Source organism: Sphingobacterium sp. UBA6645 (genome assembly GCF_002455685.1).
GTDB lineage: Bacteria > Bacteroidota > Bacteroidia > Sphingobacteriales > Sphingobacteriaceae > Sphingobacterium > Sphingobacterium hotanense.
Window position 1 is genome coordinate 1 of the sequence record NZ_DKLH01000048.1, and the last position, 15,539, is coordinate 15,539.

Here is a 15,539-nt window from a genome sequence, read left to right on the forward strand (position 1 = left end):
AGAATTCAGCTTGATCCGAAAAAATGGTTGTGGGCAAATCCTAACATAGCAAAAAAGCTCCAATCTTTCGATTGAAGCTTTTTGTGCGGAGAGTGAGGGATTCGAACCCCCGAACCTGTGACAGTTAACGGTTTTCAAGACCGCCGCATTCGACCACTCTGCCAACTCTCCGCGACAAAAGTACAAATTCTGATCTGTTCTCCAAATAAAAAGTGAAAATAATATCCTCAAAAATGCCCTTAGAGTGCTAATAACACTGATATTTAAGCGGTTATTGTTAAAAAAATATTTTAACCTTAATCTCATCAATTCTATAATATACTTTGAAAGATCATTTTTAATAATAATTGCACTGAAGGAGTCTTAAAGGCATTTTTTGAACATTTGGGGCATGGATCGTAAATTATGTTGTTGGAAAGCAATCACTTATTACCTCTTGTATAAAATTTATGTGAAAAATTTTGCTTTTTACCCTCAAATAGCTACTTTTGCTTCACAAAATAAAAGCGCCAATAGCTCAGCTGGATAGAGCAACGGTTTTCTAAACCGTAGGTCTTAGGTTCGAACCCTAATTGGCGTACTTCTTATTTAAAGCCTTTCAAATCATTGAAAGGCTTTTTTTATTAAAGCGCATATTAATAGTTCTTTAATCCTTCGGAATTTTTGATGTCCATTAATAATCCGAGTTAAACCTCAAGCAACTGTATTCACATTATAAAAAAACGCGCCTCTATCGGCTTGTTGAATCCATTCTAACTGAACATCCAACACACTTAATGAAATTTCAAAGTTCTTCATGTCCTCGCTACTTACGCCTTCTAGGAATGCCTGTTTTATCTTTTCATTCCAATTCGAAAAGCTTGTTGAATTCTGTAGAAGGTGAGTATTATAGATTTCTAACAGATACTTTTCGTATAAATGCAGTAACTCTTTGCTGTCATTCGATTTTCGGAATTCAACTAATATTTGGACAACTTCACGAACACTTGGATACAAGGTTTTATTGACGTATTGAAATAGATGGGCTTTTTGTGATTGATCGATCGGTCTTTGATCTAGAAACTCGATAAAGATCCAAAGTCTATCCGAGTAGCAGGAAATTAGTTTGTTGAGATCGGATAAATTGGTGAGAAAGTCTTCCTTAGTTTTTGCAAACACAAGATAGCGACGGTAGTCATTGAGATCAACTTTCGTCTCGACTAAATCTAAGGGGCGAATATTATTAACTATATCCATGGTTCGTTCAAGTTCCAACTGATATTTCCAATCTCTATCCTTCCTTTTGTGGACAATGGTGAAGCCAACCAGTTTAAATGCGGTTAATAGGGCCATGCCTAACATGAGGATGTGCAAGAAGATTCCCAATAGTTGAAAACCATTGGGATTGAACGAATAAAATAAGGACGTTAGCGTCAGTATTATAGAAACAAGGATCACACAAATCAACAGGGATTTGGAATAATAGGGTATAAGGTTGACATTCATGATATTGAGAGGTTTAAGTTTTTGTCTAAATTAATATGTTAATATTAATAGAAAAATAATTTAGTTTTAAGGAGTGGTTATATTTCTTAAGAACATGCGAGGGTTGGCTCATCTAAATATTAGGTAAAGATAAATTTGTTAGGCGAAACATAATCAACGATTCTATATGGCAGTTGTTCTTTAATTATGAAGATTCCAAAATTCAGAAAGCGGCAATACTGGTATTTCAGGTGGTTTTTCCTCTATCCATTCCTTATTTATATCCTGGGGCGAATAATCATGCTAATATTTCTGCTCATGGATTCTCCTGAGTAAAAACATTTTTTCAAAAAAAAAACTAACTGTTCAACTTTTATGATGGAGGACAAAAATTTTATCGGCACGCTGATATGGATCATCATCATCGTTTTAGGGATTGTACTTGTATATATCGTTTATAATCTCTTTTGGGCGACTGTAGAGGAGGTAGAGGAGGGTATTAGTTTAATTGGATAAACCAAAATGCCATGAAAACAAACACAAGATTAAGGTCTACGATTATTTGGTTAACCATCGTAATCCTACTTATCATTGCTTTATATTATGCGTGGTATTACTTCTACTCTGGAATCCCCGAATCTCAACGCTTTCCAGAATAGTTTCGGCACGTTATAAACTATCCAAATATTTTAGGTCTTCATCTTTAATAGAGGGAAGAATAAATTCCTGCTGGACGCCAGATTCTTTAGCTTCCTTATCCCATTTTAAAAGGACTGCATTGGTTTCATCTAAGTTCTTTTTATAGAGCTTAAAATTGCCTCATAGTAATTGGAATTACATTATTACTAAATATACTCTATTTCTTTTCTTAAAAGAAAGATTAGCAGGATTAAAAAAAATCTAACTGTAATGAAAACAAATTGCTACTTTTAAGTCTATTGTGATGCTTAAACTGTAATGATCCATTTAAGCTTCAAAATCCATTTAATTATTAACCCATTTCGATGAAAAAAATCTTGCAAGACAAGAGTTTCAGATTATCTGCTTTACTGACGAGCATCTTTATTGGAACTGGAATCGTCTTTCTTTTCCTTGGACTAACAGATTATAGCTATGTTCTGTTTGTATTGCTTCCCATCGTATTGGGAATTGCGATAGGCTCCATGAAATTTAGGAAATACGCCTTGATTAGTGCTATTGTCACGACTATTTTGTTGTTGATTTTAATTTATATCCCCGGCTTGTCTGGAGTTATTTGTATCGTGATGGCTATGGCACTTGTCGCTCCGCTTATTGCATTAGGCTATGTGATTATGCGATTAATTAAGCGATATAGCCAAATAAAGGATACGAATAAACTATCTGTACTTTTAGTTCCTTTAATTCCCTTTCTAGTTGCAGCACCGGTCGAGCATTTTTTCAAAGTCAACAAAGAAGAGATTATTGAGGTCAGCTCCAGTCGAATATACGACTATACACCAGAGCAAGTTTTCGAAGCCATCAAATCGGTCGATACCCTAGATGCGCCGAAGCCCTTTTTGTTAAAGCTGGATCTTCCGATTCCTATCAAATGTATACTGGAAAAAGAAGAAGTTGGAGCAAAGCGAATATGCTATTTTAAAGGAGGACGTTTAAGTAACGCTGACTTTGGGGGCGGAACGATAACCGAGCGTGTAACCGCTTATGAGCCAGGTAAGCTTTTGAAAATGGATGTTATTGATTATACGCTTGTCGGACGAAATTGGTTGGGATTCAGGGAAGCAATCTATTACTTCGAAGCAGTCGAAGGGGGAAAATGTAAAATGACCCGCGTTACTACCTATACATCGATTCTTTCGCCACGCTTTTACTGGGAACCGATGGAACGATTGGGCGTAGAGCAAGAACATGAATATGTATTGACTAACCTTCAACTTGATTTAGAGAGAAAATTTAAGCTGTAATAGCTATTTGCGTTATCACTCTGAATTTTATCTGAATGCGGTGTAATATCCGCATTTCTTATTTACGCTGTCTTAATCTATCTCGCGGCACAATGTTCCATTTTTTTAAGTTTCAATTGGGGATCCGTGAGCTCTTTATCCAAACTTGCTCGGCATACTTCCCTTTCAAAGCCCTTTCAGACCCAATGCATAACCCTATCAAAGCCCTTTCGGAGCGGGTTTGATAGGGTTGCACATTGGGTTTGGTTAGGATGTCAGTTATCGCAGCTGTCTTTTTGGAAGCTTTTGTCTTTGTATACTAGGATTTCCTTATTTTTACCTGACACACCTAATACATGAAATTTATGCATCCAGTTTTAAGGAATATTCTAGCCATTGTGCTTGGTTTGGTCGCGGGTAGCTTGGTTAATGGGGGAATTATTCAGATAAGTTCTTCCGTAATCGCTCCACCAGAAGGGGTGGATGTGATGACGGCGGAAGGATTAAAGGCTGGTTTACATTTGTTCGAGCCTAAACATTTTTTAATGCCATTTTTGGCGCATGCCCTAGGAACATTGTTTGGAGCTTTTGTCGCTGCTAAGATCTGTGCAGGACCAAAATTGCTTTATGCGATGATTATTGGTTTTTTCTTCCTTTTTGGCGGTATTTCGATGATCTTTATGGTTCCATCGCCTCTGTGGTTTAGCATTGTTGATTTAACACTTGCTTACCTTCCGATGGCTTTTCTGGGTGCACGATTAGCGAAATAGCCGTTCCTGTCGATTAATGTGAATAGCAATTTTGAAGTTATTTATTGAAGAAATAATATTTCCATAATCGATTGTTGATATTATTTTTCTATTTTCAGGAAATTATTTTTAACAAGGGTCGATGGTTTTAGTTTGTTTCATTTAACATCTTTGCTTTTTTATATGCGGATGTTTTTCCTTTCAGCACTAATAGTGCTCTTATCTACTTCCTGTGCAAGTATTTTCAACGGTCCTTACAAAAAAGTTCAGGTTCATACCACCCAGGCTGCTACCGTTTATTATAATGAAGGTTCAGTAAAAACGGTCGATAATATTGCTTCATTTGAGGTTAAGCGTAAAAAAGATACGATGCAGTTTTCGGTCTTGCAGGACACGAGCATGCGCACATACGCTGTCAATAAAAAGCATTCCTTTGCTTTTTGGAGCAATATCCCCTTGAAGTTTGGGGTTGGCATGTTGGTGGATTTTACGAATCCTAAGCCCTTCACCTATCCATCGCATATTTATTTAGATTCCAGCAATACGAACAAAGGATATTATACCTTTGAAAAAAAACTGCCGAAGGGTAGATGGGAATTTCAAGTGGACATGCCGTTCGTGAATTTATTTCATCGCGAGGATCCCTACGGATACCGAGAATTGCAAGAAGGATTTTTTGGTGTCGGCCTAGGCATCAATCACTTCTACCGAAATAATACTTACCTTAATTTCTCGGCCCATTCTTTTTTACTATCCAATTATCCGCTGCCGCCTCCGTTTATTGTTTTCGAACAAAAAACAAATAAGGAATTCAGCTATCAACTGACGCTGTCCAATAACCATAGAATTCAAAAGTTTAATCTAGGCTATGGCTTAGCTTATGTTTTCAATCGTAAAGGTTATACGGTTCGTCTTCCGGACCCAATGGAGCCGCAAACGCTTAATCTGCTAGCCTCTACGAGACCTCTCCCGAAAGAGGATGTGACGAAGATGGCAAAGAGTATCGAGCCGGGTATATTTGAACAGCATTGGAGGAATATCCAGTCTTTTGGTCTGTGGTTTCCGATATCCTACGAATTAACAAAGGGAATTAGTGCCTCGTTTCAGTATAGACCGACTTTTTATAGAGATAAGAGTAAGATGGAGTCTAAGTTTGAGAATTTATATTCTTTTGGATTGATTTATAGAATGAAGCTTTAGGCGATTTCCATTCTTATTTTCCACGAATAATTAATAAATTGAAATGCTCATTAGGAATTAATCTATTGCGCATTTTTTTTCGTTCTCATGAGTTTAGAAATCGACAAACTTCGTTACCCCATCGGGAAATTTATTCGGCCGACACAAATTGATCAACAAACCCTAACACTTTGGATCGAAAGCATTCGAAAGTTTCCGGAACGATTACGTAATGAAATCGCTACACTCTCGAAAAAGGATTTTAATAAAACCGATAGACCAAATGGCTGGACGATTACTCAATTGATCAATCATTGTGCAGATAGCCATATCAATAGTTTTGTTCGATTTAAACTGGCTTTAACTGAAGACACCCCCACAATTAAAACCTATCAGGAAGATCGATGGGCAGCTTTGGCAGATTCTAAGGATTTTCCTGTCGAAAGCTCATTAAAGATAATGGATGGCATTCACGAACGCTGGTCGCATCTTTTGGCAAGCTTGAGCAATGAAGATCTTAATCGATGTTTCAAGCATCCGGAGACAGGTGAATTGATCGATCTCCGCACGAATATTGGGATTTATGCATGGCACTGTAATCATCATCTTGCACACATCATTAACGCGAAGTCGGGCAAATACTAGATGCTTCCGACGCTGAGCATTTTGCTTTTCATTAGTGCTAAAGGCATATATTGCCTATCTTTGTTGTTTATTTATAGGAAATGAGTGAACAAAAGACGAATATTGGTGTAATTGGTAGTGGAAGTTGGGCGACCGCCATGATCAAGATGCTAACGGACAACCCTAAAGATAAGCAAGTAAACTGGTGGGTCCGCAAGCAAGAAGACATCAATTATATAAAATCCTATCAACATAATCCTTCCTATTTAAGCGCAGTTGAAATTAAGCTACCTGAAAGCAGATTATTTATCGACGCCAAAAAAGTGATTCAAGAATCTGATATCATCATCCTAAACACACCTGCAGCATATCTGGAAGATGCTTTGGCCGATGTTACGGTAGAAGATATGCAGGGTAAGATCATTGTATCGGCAATTAAAGGAATCATTCCTTCTTTAAAAGAGATTGTAGGCGAATATCTTGTATATCGTTATTCGGTTTCGGCAGACGATATTATTGTCGTCGGTGGGCCTTGCCATGCGGAGGAGGTTTCATTAGAGAAACTTTCTTATTTAACCTTTGCATCGAAGAATACAGCAAATGCGGCATTTGTTGCGCAGTATTTTCAAACGCATTATATCAAGACCGTTATTTCGAATGACGCTACTGGTGTAGAATATGGTGCAGTCTTAAAGAATATTTACGCCTTAGCGGGTGGTATTTGCCATGGGTTGGGATATGGCGATAATTTCCAGGCGGTATTGATTTCCAACGCTATCCGCGAGATGGAGTATTTTGTAGATGCGATAGAGCCGCAAGATCGTGAGATCAATAATTCGGGCTATCTAGGCGACCTTTTGGTGACAGCCTATTCACAATTTAGCCGTAACCGGACCTTCGGGACGATGATCGGCAAGGGCTATAGTGTCAAGTCTGCGCAACTGGAAATGAATATGGTTGCCGAAGGGTATTTTGCTTCAGATTGCATTCAGGATATTATCAACAGACACCATTTGCAAATGCCTATTTGTAATACGGTGTACGATATCTTATATAAGAATAAGTCAGCAATTTTAGCCGTTAGAGAGTTAGCAGATAAATTATCATAGATGATTACAAAAGAGCAGATTGCTGAAAAATATAAAGAAATACAGCACGAGATTACGCAGGCTTTAGAAAAGTTGGACGGGGTTTCGGTTTTTGTAGAAGAGAATTGGGAACGTGATGGCGGCGGCGGCGGTCGCACGCGTGTGATCCAACATGGTGATATTTTGGAAAAAGGAGGAGTCAATTTCTCCGCAGTACATGGCGAATTGCCTGCACAGATCAAGAAGGCCTTTGGGGTCGAAGAAGATCAGTTTTTTGCGACAGGCGTTTCTATTGTTATCCATCCGAATAATCCATGGGTTCCTATCATCCATATGAATATCCGCTACTTTGAGCTCAATGATCAAATTCGTTGGTTCGGCGGAGGTATCGATTTGACACCACACTATGTTGTCGAAGAAGATGCGCAATATTTTCATGAGCAATTAAAATCCGTATGCGATAAATACAGTCCAAATTTTTATCCGGAGTTTAAAACTTGGGCTGACAATTATTTCTATATCAAGCATCGTGAAGAAACGAGGGGAGTGGGCGGTATCTTTTATGATAAGCTGACTTCGGAGAAAGCAGGAATTTCTGAGGAAGATATATTTGCTTTTTCATGTGATTTGGGGCGCTTATTTCCGAACGTCTACACTGAAATCGTCAATAGACATCGCCATCAGGAATATACAGATCGTGAAAAGAACTGGCAGTTACTGCGTCGCGGTCGTTACGTAGAGTTCAATCTGGTTTATGATGCGGGTACGAAGTTTGGTTTAGAAACGAATGGACGGATCGAGTCCATCTTAATGAGTTTGCCGGAGCAAGCCAACTGGTTTTATAATTTCAAAACTGAGGCTGGTTCCTTGGAGGAAAAAACACTTTCTCTATTGAAGAAAGACATTTCCTGGGTAAAATAATACTTAAAGCAGATTTCATGGTATCTTTTGAAAGATTCATTTTAAAAAATGGGTTGCGTGTACTCGTACATGAAGACCCACATAGTCCAATGGCGTGCGTTAATATTTTATATGACGTGGGCGCTAGAGACGAACAGCCCGATAAAACGGGCTTTGCACATTTATTTGAGCATTTGATGTTTAGCGGATCAGTACATATTCCTAGTTTCGATCAGGCTTTACAGCGAGTGGGAGGCGAGAACAATGCCTTTACTTCAAATGATATCACCAACTACTATATCACGCTGCCGGCTTCTAACCTAGAAACTGCTTTTTGGTTGGAAAGCGATCGTATGCTGAGCCTGGCATTCAACGAGCAAGGTCTGGAAGTGCAACGATCGGTGGTGATTGAAGAATTCAAGCAACGCTATCTAAATCAGCCTTATGGGGATGTTTGGTTGAAGCTGCGTCCGATGGCTTATAAGGAACATCCATATCGTTGGGCGACCATTGGGAAGGAAATCAAACATATTGAAGAGGCTACACTTGCCGACGTAAAGAGTTTCTTTAGTAAATATTACTTGCCAAGTAATGCAATTATGGTAGTTACTGGAGATGTGAAGACTGAGGAGGTGAAGTTACTTGCTGAAAAATGGTTTGGGGATATACCGGGAGGTCAGAAACCTATACGTAAGTTGCCTGCTGAGCCATTACAGCTCGCCGCGCGCAAGGAAGAGGTCTTTGCCGAAGTGCCTGTGGACAGTCTTTATATGGCGTTTCACACGGTCGACAGACTGCATAAGGATTACCAAACGGCTGATTTAATCACCGATATTCTGTCGAGAGGTAGCTCGTCGCGTTTGTATCGAAGTTTGGTTAAAGAGAGACATTTGTTCTCAGAAATCAATTGCTATATTCTTGGCAGTATCGATTCGAACCTGTTGATGTTGGAAGGAAAGCCATCCGAAGGGGTAAGCCTGGAGGAAGCAGAGCGTGCGATATGGGAAGAGTTGAATAGGCTTAAAAATGAGTTGGTTACGGATCATGAGCTAAACAAAGTAAAGAACAAGATTGAGTCAACTTTGGTGTTTGCTGAATTATCCATTTTAGATAAGGCTATGAACTTGGCATTTTACGAGCTATTGGGTGATGCCAACAATTATAATAAAGAAATAGCGAAGTATATTGCTGTTGATGCAGCGGATATACAGCGCGTAGCAAAGGAGATATTTAGGGCAGAGAATTCATCTGTATTATTTTACCATGCACAAAAGTCGGCATAATATGATCAATAGAGAACTTGCACCGGCATTGCATGCCATCGATGAGATTACCCTTCAGCAGCCAGAGCAATACGACTTTGCGAACGGACTGAAGGTATTCGTATTTCCTGCTCCTGAACAAGAGCTGATCAAAGCGGAATTTGTATTCCGAAATGTATTTGAAGGCAATGAGAATCCTGTTGCCAATGTGGCATTGGGTAATCTGTTGAAAGAGGGGACTTCAAAATTGTCTAGCGCCCGCATCGCTGAAGAAATTGATTATTACGGCGCCTATCTGGTTCCTGAATACAGTTTTGATCACAATGCTCTAACTCTGTATACCCTTCGGAAGCATGTTGATGCGATCCTACCTATTGTGCACGAGGTCTTGACGGACGCTATTTTTCCGGAAAAGGAACTGAATACCTATATCCGAAATAATAAGCAGAATCTGCAGATATCGATGGAAAAGTCGGATTTCTTAGCTCGAAGACGTTTCTACCATGAATTATTTCCAAACACACGCTATGGGATATCCCTAACGAAAGAGTCGCTCGGTGCCCTCGATCGCGAACAGGTTATCGCACTTTATAAAAAGCAGATTCAGCCTAGCAATGCTACTTTGTTCTTGTCAGGTAACATTACGGCTGATGTGTTGGCTCATTTTAAATTGTATTTCGAGCAACAATGGACAAATCGCGAAATGGTTCAGGAACATGGATTTCCTGTATTAGAGCCTATTTTGCCGGTTTATAGTTTCATTGATAAGCCATCCGCTTTACAGTCTGCTATACGCCTTGGAAAGCGCAGCATTCAACGTTCTCATCCGGATTATCCGGCATTGCAATTTACGAATACCTTATTGGGCGGCTACTTCGGTTCTCGCTTGATGAGCAATATCCGAGAAGAGAAAGGTTATACTTATAGTATCGGATCCGCGGTGGCGAATTTAAATCATGCGGGTTTTTTCACGATTGCCACTGAAGTAGGCGTAGAATACACCGCGAATACTCTGACAGAGATAGAGAAAGAAATGGATCGTTTGCAGCAAGAGCTGGTTCCTGAGCAGGAGATGGAGCTTGTCAGAAACTACATGCTCGGGAGTATGTTGGGCAGCCTGGAGTCGGTATTCTCCCATGTAGATAAGTTTAAATCTGTTTATTTCTCGGGCTTGACTTTGGATTACTATCATTATTACACAGACGTCATTCAGCAAATAAGCGCAGAAGAAGTGCGAGACATAGCGGCACAATACCTGCGATATGAGGATATGTTAAAGATTGTGGTAGGGAAGGAGTTTGAATAAGTTAAAAAACCCTGATTTCAGGGATAAAATATCCCTATGATTAACTGTAGCTTTGTTATACCGTAAGATACTTGATCGTATCGATAAGGTGCAAAATTTACAAAATTAAAATATCGCTAATCATGGAGAAGAATGATTTAAAAGTTAACACAGCAGGCTTACAAGACAACAAAACTATTGCTATTATTGCTTACATTACTTGGATTGGGCTTTTAGTAGCCTTTATCATGAATAAAGACAAGCAAGACCCTTTCGTAAAATTTCATATACGTCAAAATTTGGGACTCTTTGTGATCGGGATTCTTAGCGGATTATTGAACTTTATTCCATCGGTAGGTGCGATGATCATCTATGTAGTTTTTGCCATACTTTTCGTGCTGTGGATCATCGGACTTCTAGGTGCTTTTAGTGGGAAGACTAATCCTATACCAGTTGTTGGACCTATGTTTCAGGATTGGTTCAAAGGAATTTAATACGACTAATTTTATACTCTTTATATTGTTGTTATTAGCTCTCTAATTGATTAGAGAGCTTTTTCTTTTCTTTGCATTCGCAACGATGCTTTGGCGGCAAATGAAGTTTAAAGAAATGGAATTGGAGGAAGGATGTATGTTTGGGTTATAAAAATTTAAATGATATTTAACATATTTTTGGTTTTATGGTAGTTGTATTGTCTTTATATTAGAATAACTATTAAGGGGTTGAGTTTTTATAGCCTAAAGCAATCGACGAATATGAATTATTTAAAGTTTTTTTCTATAGCAATCGCGTGTGCTATGTGTCTACCGGCGTTCGCCGCAGAATTTATAGTCAAAGGAAAAATAAAACACTCGGAGGGGCGCTCGAAAATTTGTTTGGGCTATCCTGGGGATGACGGAAATTATTTGAGTGACACGGCCAATATTGTTGATGGTAATTTTACGATCAAAGGCCAAGTGTCCAGTGTACAGAAAGCCACGCTACAATTCATCTCCGATGATAAGGCTCAGCGCTATGTCTACTTAGAGTTTTACTTGGAGCCGGGAAACGCCTTGATTGAAATCGATGAGGATATTCGGGAAGCGCAGGTGACTGCCGGTACTGAACACGCTTTGGCAGTCCAATTAAAAGGACAAATCGGCGGTCTTCGCAAAGAATTGGATTCAGTCTTTTCTACCTATCGGTCTGTTCTGGCGAATAAAGATAGTGTATTAATGAAAGACTATTTAGCTACAGTTGCAAAGCTGAGTTCGGCGATTAATTTAGCCGAATTGGATTTTGTGAAGCGCAATCCTGAGTCCATAGTGGCGTTTGACGTGGTAAAAGCGCGTTCTTACATTATTGACGTAAAACAATTTTCTCCATTTTTAGCGGCCCTTGGTCAAAAGGCAAAGGATTCAGAAGAAGGTCGCGAAATGTCCAATAGATTGGAGATTGCGAAAAAAACGAGGGTTGGAAAGCCTATGATCGAAGTCAATCTTGCAGATAGTACCGGCAATTTGATGAAGCTTTCTGAAGTTAAAGGGAAGTATGTGTTACTGGAGTTTTGGTCGTCTTGGTGTGGGCCTTGTCGAGCAGAGCATCCAAACCTTAAGAAAGCATATGCTGAATTTAAGGATAAGGGTTTCGAGATCTACGCAGTTTCATTGGATAGTAGGAAAGCAGATTGGTTGAAGGCTATTAAAGATGATGATCTACCGTGGATACATGTTTCGGACTTGAAAGGATTACAGTGCGCCGCTGCAGTTGATTATGGCATCATTGCAATTCCACAAAATGTGTTGATTGATGATAAAGGAACAATTGTAGAGAAAAACCTCCGTGGAGATTCTTTACAAATCACACTTTCAAAATTATTGAACTAGATTATCATTCGGAAAAATAGAAATCTGAATACCATCCTCACCATATTTGCGGAGGGCATTAGCTTCTGCAGGGTTTCCTATATCCATTTTTGAAATGAAACACATTCAATACAATGATTCATTCGCCTTCATCAAAGGCGAATAATAATTAAATTGAAGAATGAAGTTTATGGTATGAGTGGTGCGTTTTTACCCTTTCGACCACATTTAGAACAGTAGCGAACGGTTTTGCCTTTGCTATCGATGCGGCTTGTCCATACATGAAAGCATATAATTTTTGTTTTGAATAGTACGTATAGAACTAAAATTACAACGGAAATAATAGATATCGTGATCATCTGCATTAATTAAAATATGTACAGGCATCTTCAAAGATGCTTTATCAGCTCTTTCTTAGATACCCGTAACAGCGCGTTACTCATTAGTTGTAGGGGAAGTCTTCAAATCTTGCAGCAATCGATTGAATACAAAGTAAAAGTAGTACAAAATGTTTAATTAAGCAATAATTTATTGTTATTATTATAATTCGTAGATAATATTGAATTAATATAGAAAGACTATTTGTTTTATCGTTAAAATTAGTCGATTAATAGCCATAAATGCTCAAGATTGTTCAATACGGTGCTCGGTCTAGCTTTGTTATTCAATAGGTCGGTGTCACTGCCCTCTAAATGCCAATTTAAGTCCTCGTCAGCAACTTTTAACATCTTAAAGATTGAATCCTCATCTTTGGCACTAAAATCCGCTTGTAACAGATTGATGCCTCTCTCGCGAAAGATATCTTCCGCCTCTTCTTTAGTTACCCGACGAAGTTTAGGAAGGATCTCATCAAAACGCTTAAGTTCCGCTGCCATTTCGTTTGGAAAGTGGTCGGCTAAGTAAGCAGTGTATAAATCTCTATTTTTCGTTCTTAACGCTTCATTTCTATATGCTATTCTTCCTGGAGAAAGATTAAAATCAAAGTCTTCCGGATTAGCAATAAATCCAAATTGTCTGTCTAAATTATCTATACGTTCTTCTAAGGTCATGTTCGCCAATTTTTTAAATCAAGTTGATAGTTTTTAAACGTGAGTTTTTGGAAAATGTTTTATCGTATCAGCAGTAGATTTTTTATAAAGAGTTGAAATATATTACAAAAGTGTTTTTTCTATTCAATTATATTCATAATTTAGTTTTATAAACTTTAATAAGCTTAAATAATGTTTTTCAAGCCAATAAGAAAATAAAACTATATTATGCTAAAATCACCATTTAAAACCTTTGGAACTAACGGATTATGGAAAGTTATGGCGACAGCGTTGTTGTTGTGTACCATGGGATGTGAAAAAAACACAGTCCAACCTAAGAAAGAGGTAGAGACACCAACGACTCCTGAAGAGCCTAATGTGATTAATCCAAATCCTTTAGTGTTAGAAGAGTCATTTACTGTAATGTCTTTTAACCTAAGGAATCCAACAAACTCAGATCCTTTTACGCAGCTACAGCGGATGAGCAAACTGACAACTCTAATGAATGATAACGAGGTGGACATCCTAGGGGTACAGGAATTGGCGAACAACGATGTGGAGGAGTATGTAAACTCTGCAATGGATCAAGCGGGTTACGCGGTTTATAAAACGGGAGCTGCAAACGGATCGCCAAAATCCATATTCTATAAGAAATCGAGATTTACCTTAGTTAATGCCGGCCATTTGATTAAGGAATTCGTAGCAGGAACTGTTATCTCTAGCGCGAAGTGGGTAATTCTAAAGGATGTGAAAAATAATAATGAATACTTTGTTATCAACTCGCATTGGTATCACACTGCTGATGCTGGTGAATATCGTAAAGAGTTTGCTCAGATTTTATTAGATTGTATTAAAGCAAACCACGGTGGCCGTCCTGTTATCTGTTTGGGTGATTTTAACGCTATCCCAGGCACAACCGAGATAAATACGATCAAAAACGCGGATGGCTTCAATATGGTCGATGCGCTAATGGAATCGCAAGGAGATCCAACCTTCCATAACTGGACAGGAATAGGAACAAAGAAGATTGACTACGTCATGAGTACGCGCGATTTAGCTTTCCGCAGTTACAAGATCGTTAAAGACAAATATACCGTGGACGGCAAAACAATGTGGCCATCAGACCATTTTCCAGTGTTCGCGCGATATATTCCAGCAATTTTTGGAGCGGCTAAGCAAGATGCTTCTCCAGCGTCGACCGATGCTAAAAATCAATACTATTTTGCTGACGTCAATGGCGATGGAAAAAAAGATAAAATCAGTTGGAATGCAGGTGCTAATGGGGGCAAGGTTTCGGTTTATTTAGCAAATGGTAGCGGCGGATTCCAGAGCACAGCGATCGTTCATGACGCATCTGCAATTACATCGGCCGATTCATACTATTATTTCGCTGACGTGAATGGCGACAAAAAAGCTGATTTAATTCGTTGGAATAAGGGCTTGGTTTCAGGTAAAACGCAGGTTTACTTAGCATCTAGCAACGGCAGTTTTTCTGCAACGGCCATCGACAATCCAGAAGGTACATCTGCTGGAACAACGACGAAGTTTTACTTTTCCGATGTCAATGGCGATGGAATGGCTGATAAGATCTATTGGAATTCTACGCATGATGGTGGAAATATTCGCGTTTATTTAGCTACCGGAGATGGTAATTTCTCAGGTTCTGTGAAAAGCTCTTCCAATGTGGGCAGCACTACAGCTAGAACTAACTATTACTTTGCTGATATTAATGGGGATGGTAAGAATGATTTAGTTCGTTGGCAAGCAAGTTTAGATAGCGGAAAGGCTATGGTATTCCTTTCCAATGGCGACGGAACGTTCACCAAATCTGTTGATCACTCTAACGCAGGAGCAACGAGCGGTTTGGAAAGTACTAAATTCTACTTTGCTGATGTGAACGGCGATGGTAAAGCCGATAAGATCTATTGGAATGCTTCAAACAACTTAGGAGAGCCGAACATTTACTTAGGCACGAGTACAACATTTGAAAGTCCGGTTTATTCTTTGCGCGGAACCTCGCAGAAAGAGACTACGAATTATTATTTCGAGGATATTAATGGAGATGGCAAAGCTGATCAGATTCGTTGGAATCCAACTGAGAATAACGGAGCTATTAAGACTTATTCTGTTCGATAATTTCGGAAGATCTTTCCATAGTATAAACAAAAAGCCACTAGCAAAAACTAGTGGCTTT

14 protein-coding genes and 2 tRNA genes are annotated in these 15,539 nt (G+C 38.9%); 13 read left to right on the plus strand and 3 right to left on the minus strand.

Features of this window, described 5'->3' with window-relative positions:
- Positions 1-86: 86 nt before the first annotated feature.
- Positions 87-171, minus strand: a tRNA-Ser gene (locus tag B2400_RS09140).
- A gap of 335 nt (positions 172-506) precedes the next feature.
- On the opposite strand from B2400_RS09140, the gene B2400_RS09145 reads away from it, so the two are divergent.
- Positions 507-580 (plus strand) — tRNA-Arg (locus B2400_RS09145).
- Positions 581-693: 113 nt separating this feature from the next.
- Here the strand turns inward: B2400_RS09145 and B2400_RS09150 are convergent.
- Positions 694-1,485, minus strand: coding sequence for a hypothetical protein (locus B2400_RS09150; protein WP_293932833.1), 792 nt, complete (start codon positions 1,483-1,485; stop codon positions 694-696).
- Between the two features lie 354 nt (positions 1,486-1,839).
- Between B2400_RS09150 and B2400_RS09155 the strand changes: the two genes are divergently transcribed.
- The 11 genes from B2400_RS09155 (at position 1,840) to B2400_RS09205 (ending at position 12,338) form a co-directional block, all read left to right on the plus strand.
- Complete coding sequence (locus tag B2400_RS09155; RefSeq protein WP_260040147.1) at positions 1,840-1,980, plus strand: hypothetical protein; 141 nt, start codon at positions 1,840-1,842, stop codon at positions 1,978-1,980.
- 488 nt (positions 1,981-2,468) lie between these two features.
- On the plus strand, positions 2,469-3,407 hold the full coding sequence (locus B2400_RS09160) for an SRPBCC family protein (protein WP_293932835.1): 939 nt from the start codon (positions 2,469-2,471) through the stop codon (positions 3,405-3,407).
- 344 nt (positions 3,408-3,751) lie between these two features.
- Positions 3,752-4,156: a hypothetical protein gene (locus tag B2400_RS09165; RefSeq protein WP_293932837.1), complete on the plus strand. Its 405-nt coding sequence runs from the start codon at positions 3,752-3,754 to the stop codon at positions 4,154-4,156.
- A 192-nt stretch (positions 4,157-4,348) separates the two neighbouring features.
- The gene (locus B2400_RS09170) at positions 4,349-5,335 is read left to right on the plus strand and encodes a hypothetical protein (protein WP_293932839.1); all 987 of its coding nucleotides are present in this window, start codon (positions 4,349-4,351) and stop codon (positions 5,333-5,335) included.
- Between the two features lie 87 nt (positions 5,336-5,422).
- Positions 5,423-5,959 (plus strand): YfiT family bacillithiol transferase, encoded by a 537-nt coding sequence (locus B2400_RS09175; RefSeq protein WP_293932841.1) that lies wholly within the window; start codon positions 5,423-5,425, stop codon positions 5,957-5,959.
- Positions 5,960-6,039: 80 nt separating this feature from the next.
- Positions 6,040-7,047, plus strand: a complete 1,008-nt coding sequence (locus B2400_RS09180; RefSeq protein WP_293932843.1) for an NAD(P)H-dependent glycerol-3-phosphate dehydrogenase — start codon at positions 6,040-6,042, stop codon at positions 7,045-7,047.
- Entirely contained in the window at positions 7,048-7,947 is a 900-nt protein-coding gene (hemF, locus tag B2400_RS09185) for an oxygen-dependent coproporphyrinogen oxidase (protein WP_293932845.1), read from the plus strand. It begins immediately after the preceding gene.
- Between the two features lie 17 nt (positions 7,948-7,964).
- The gene (locus B2400_RS09190) at positions 7,965-9,209 is read left to right on the plus strand and encodes a M16 family metallopeptidase (protein ID WP_293932847.1); all 1,245 of its coding nucleotides are present in this window, start codon (positions 7,965-7,967) and stop codon (positions 9,207-9,209) included.
- Between the two features lies 1 nt (position 9,210).
- Positions 9,211-10,494, plus strand: coding sequence for a M16 family metallopeptidase (locus B2400_RS09195; RefSeq protein WP_286650478.1), 1,284 nt, complete (start codon positions 9,211-9,213; stop codon positions 10,492-10,494).
- A 122-nt stretch (positions 10,495-10,616) separates the two neighbouring features.
- On the plus strand, positions 10,617-10,967 hold the full coding sequence (locus tag B2400_RS09200) for a DUF4870 domain-containing protein (protein ID WP_286650477.1): 351 nt from the start codon (positions 10,617-10,619) through the stop codon (positions 10,965-10,967).
- A 261-nt stretch (positions 10,968-11,228) separates the two neighbouring features.
- Entirely contained in the window at positions 11,229-12,338 is a 1,110-nt protein-coding gene (locus B2400_RS09205; protein ID WP_293932850.1) for a TlpA disulfide reductase family protein, read from the plus strand.
- 578 nt (positions 12,339-12,916) lie between these two features.
- On the opposite strand, the gene B2400_RS09210 is transcribed toward B2400_RS09205, so the two are convergent.
- Positions 12,917-13,366, minus strand: a complete 450-nt coding sequence (locus B2400_RS09210; protein WP_149525748.1) for a hypothetical protein — start codon at positions 13,364-13,366, stop codon at positions 12,917-12,919.
- Positions 13,367-13,573: 207 nt separating this feature from the next.
- Here B2400_RS09210 and B2400_RS09215 point away from each other — a divergent pair, with 207 nt between their 5' ends.
- A complete protein-coding gene (locus B2400_RS09215; RefSeq protein ID WP_293932853.1) occupies positions 13,574-15,481 on the plus strand; it encodes an FG-GAP-like repeat-containing protein in 1,908 nt (635 codons plus the stop codon).
- The last annotated feature ends 58 nt before the right edge of the window (positions 15,482-15,539 follow it).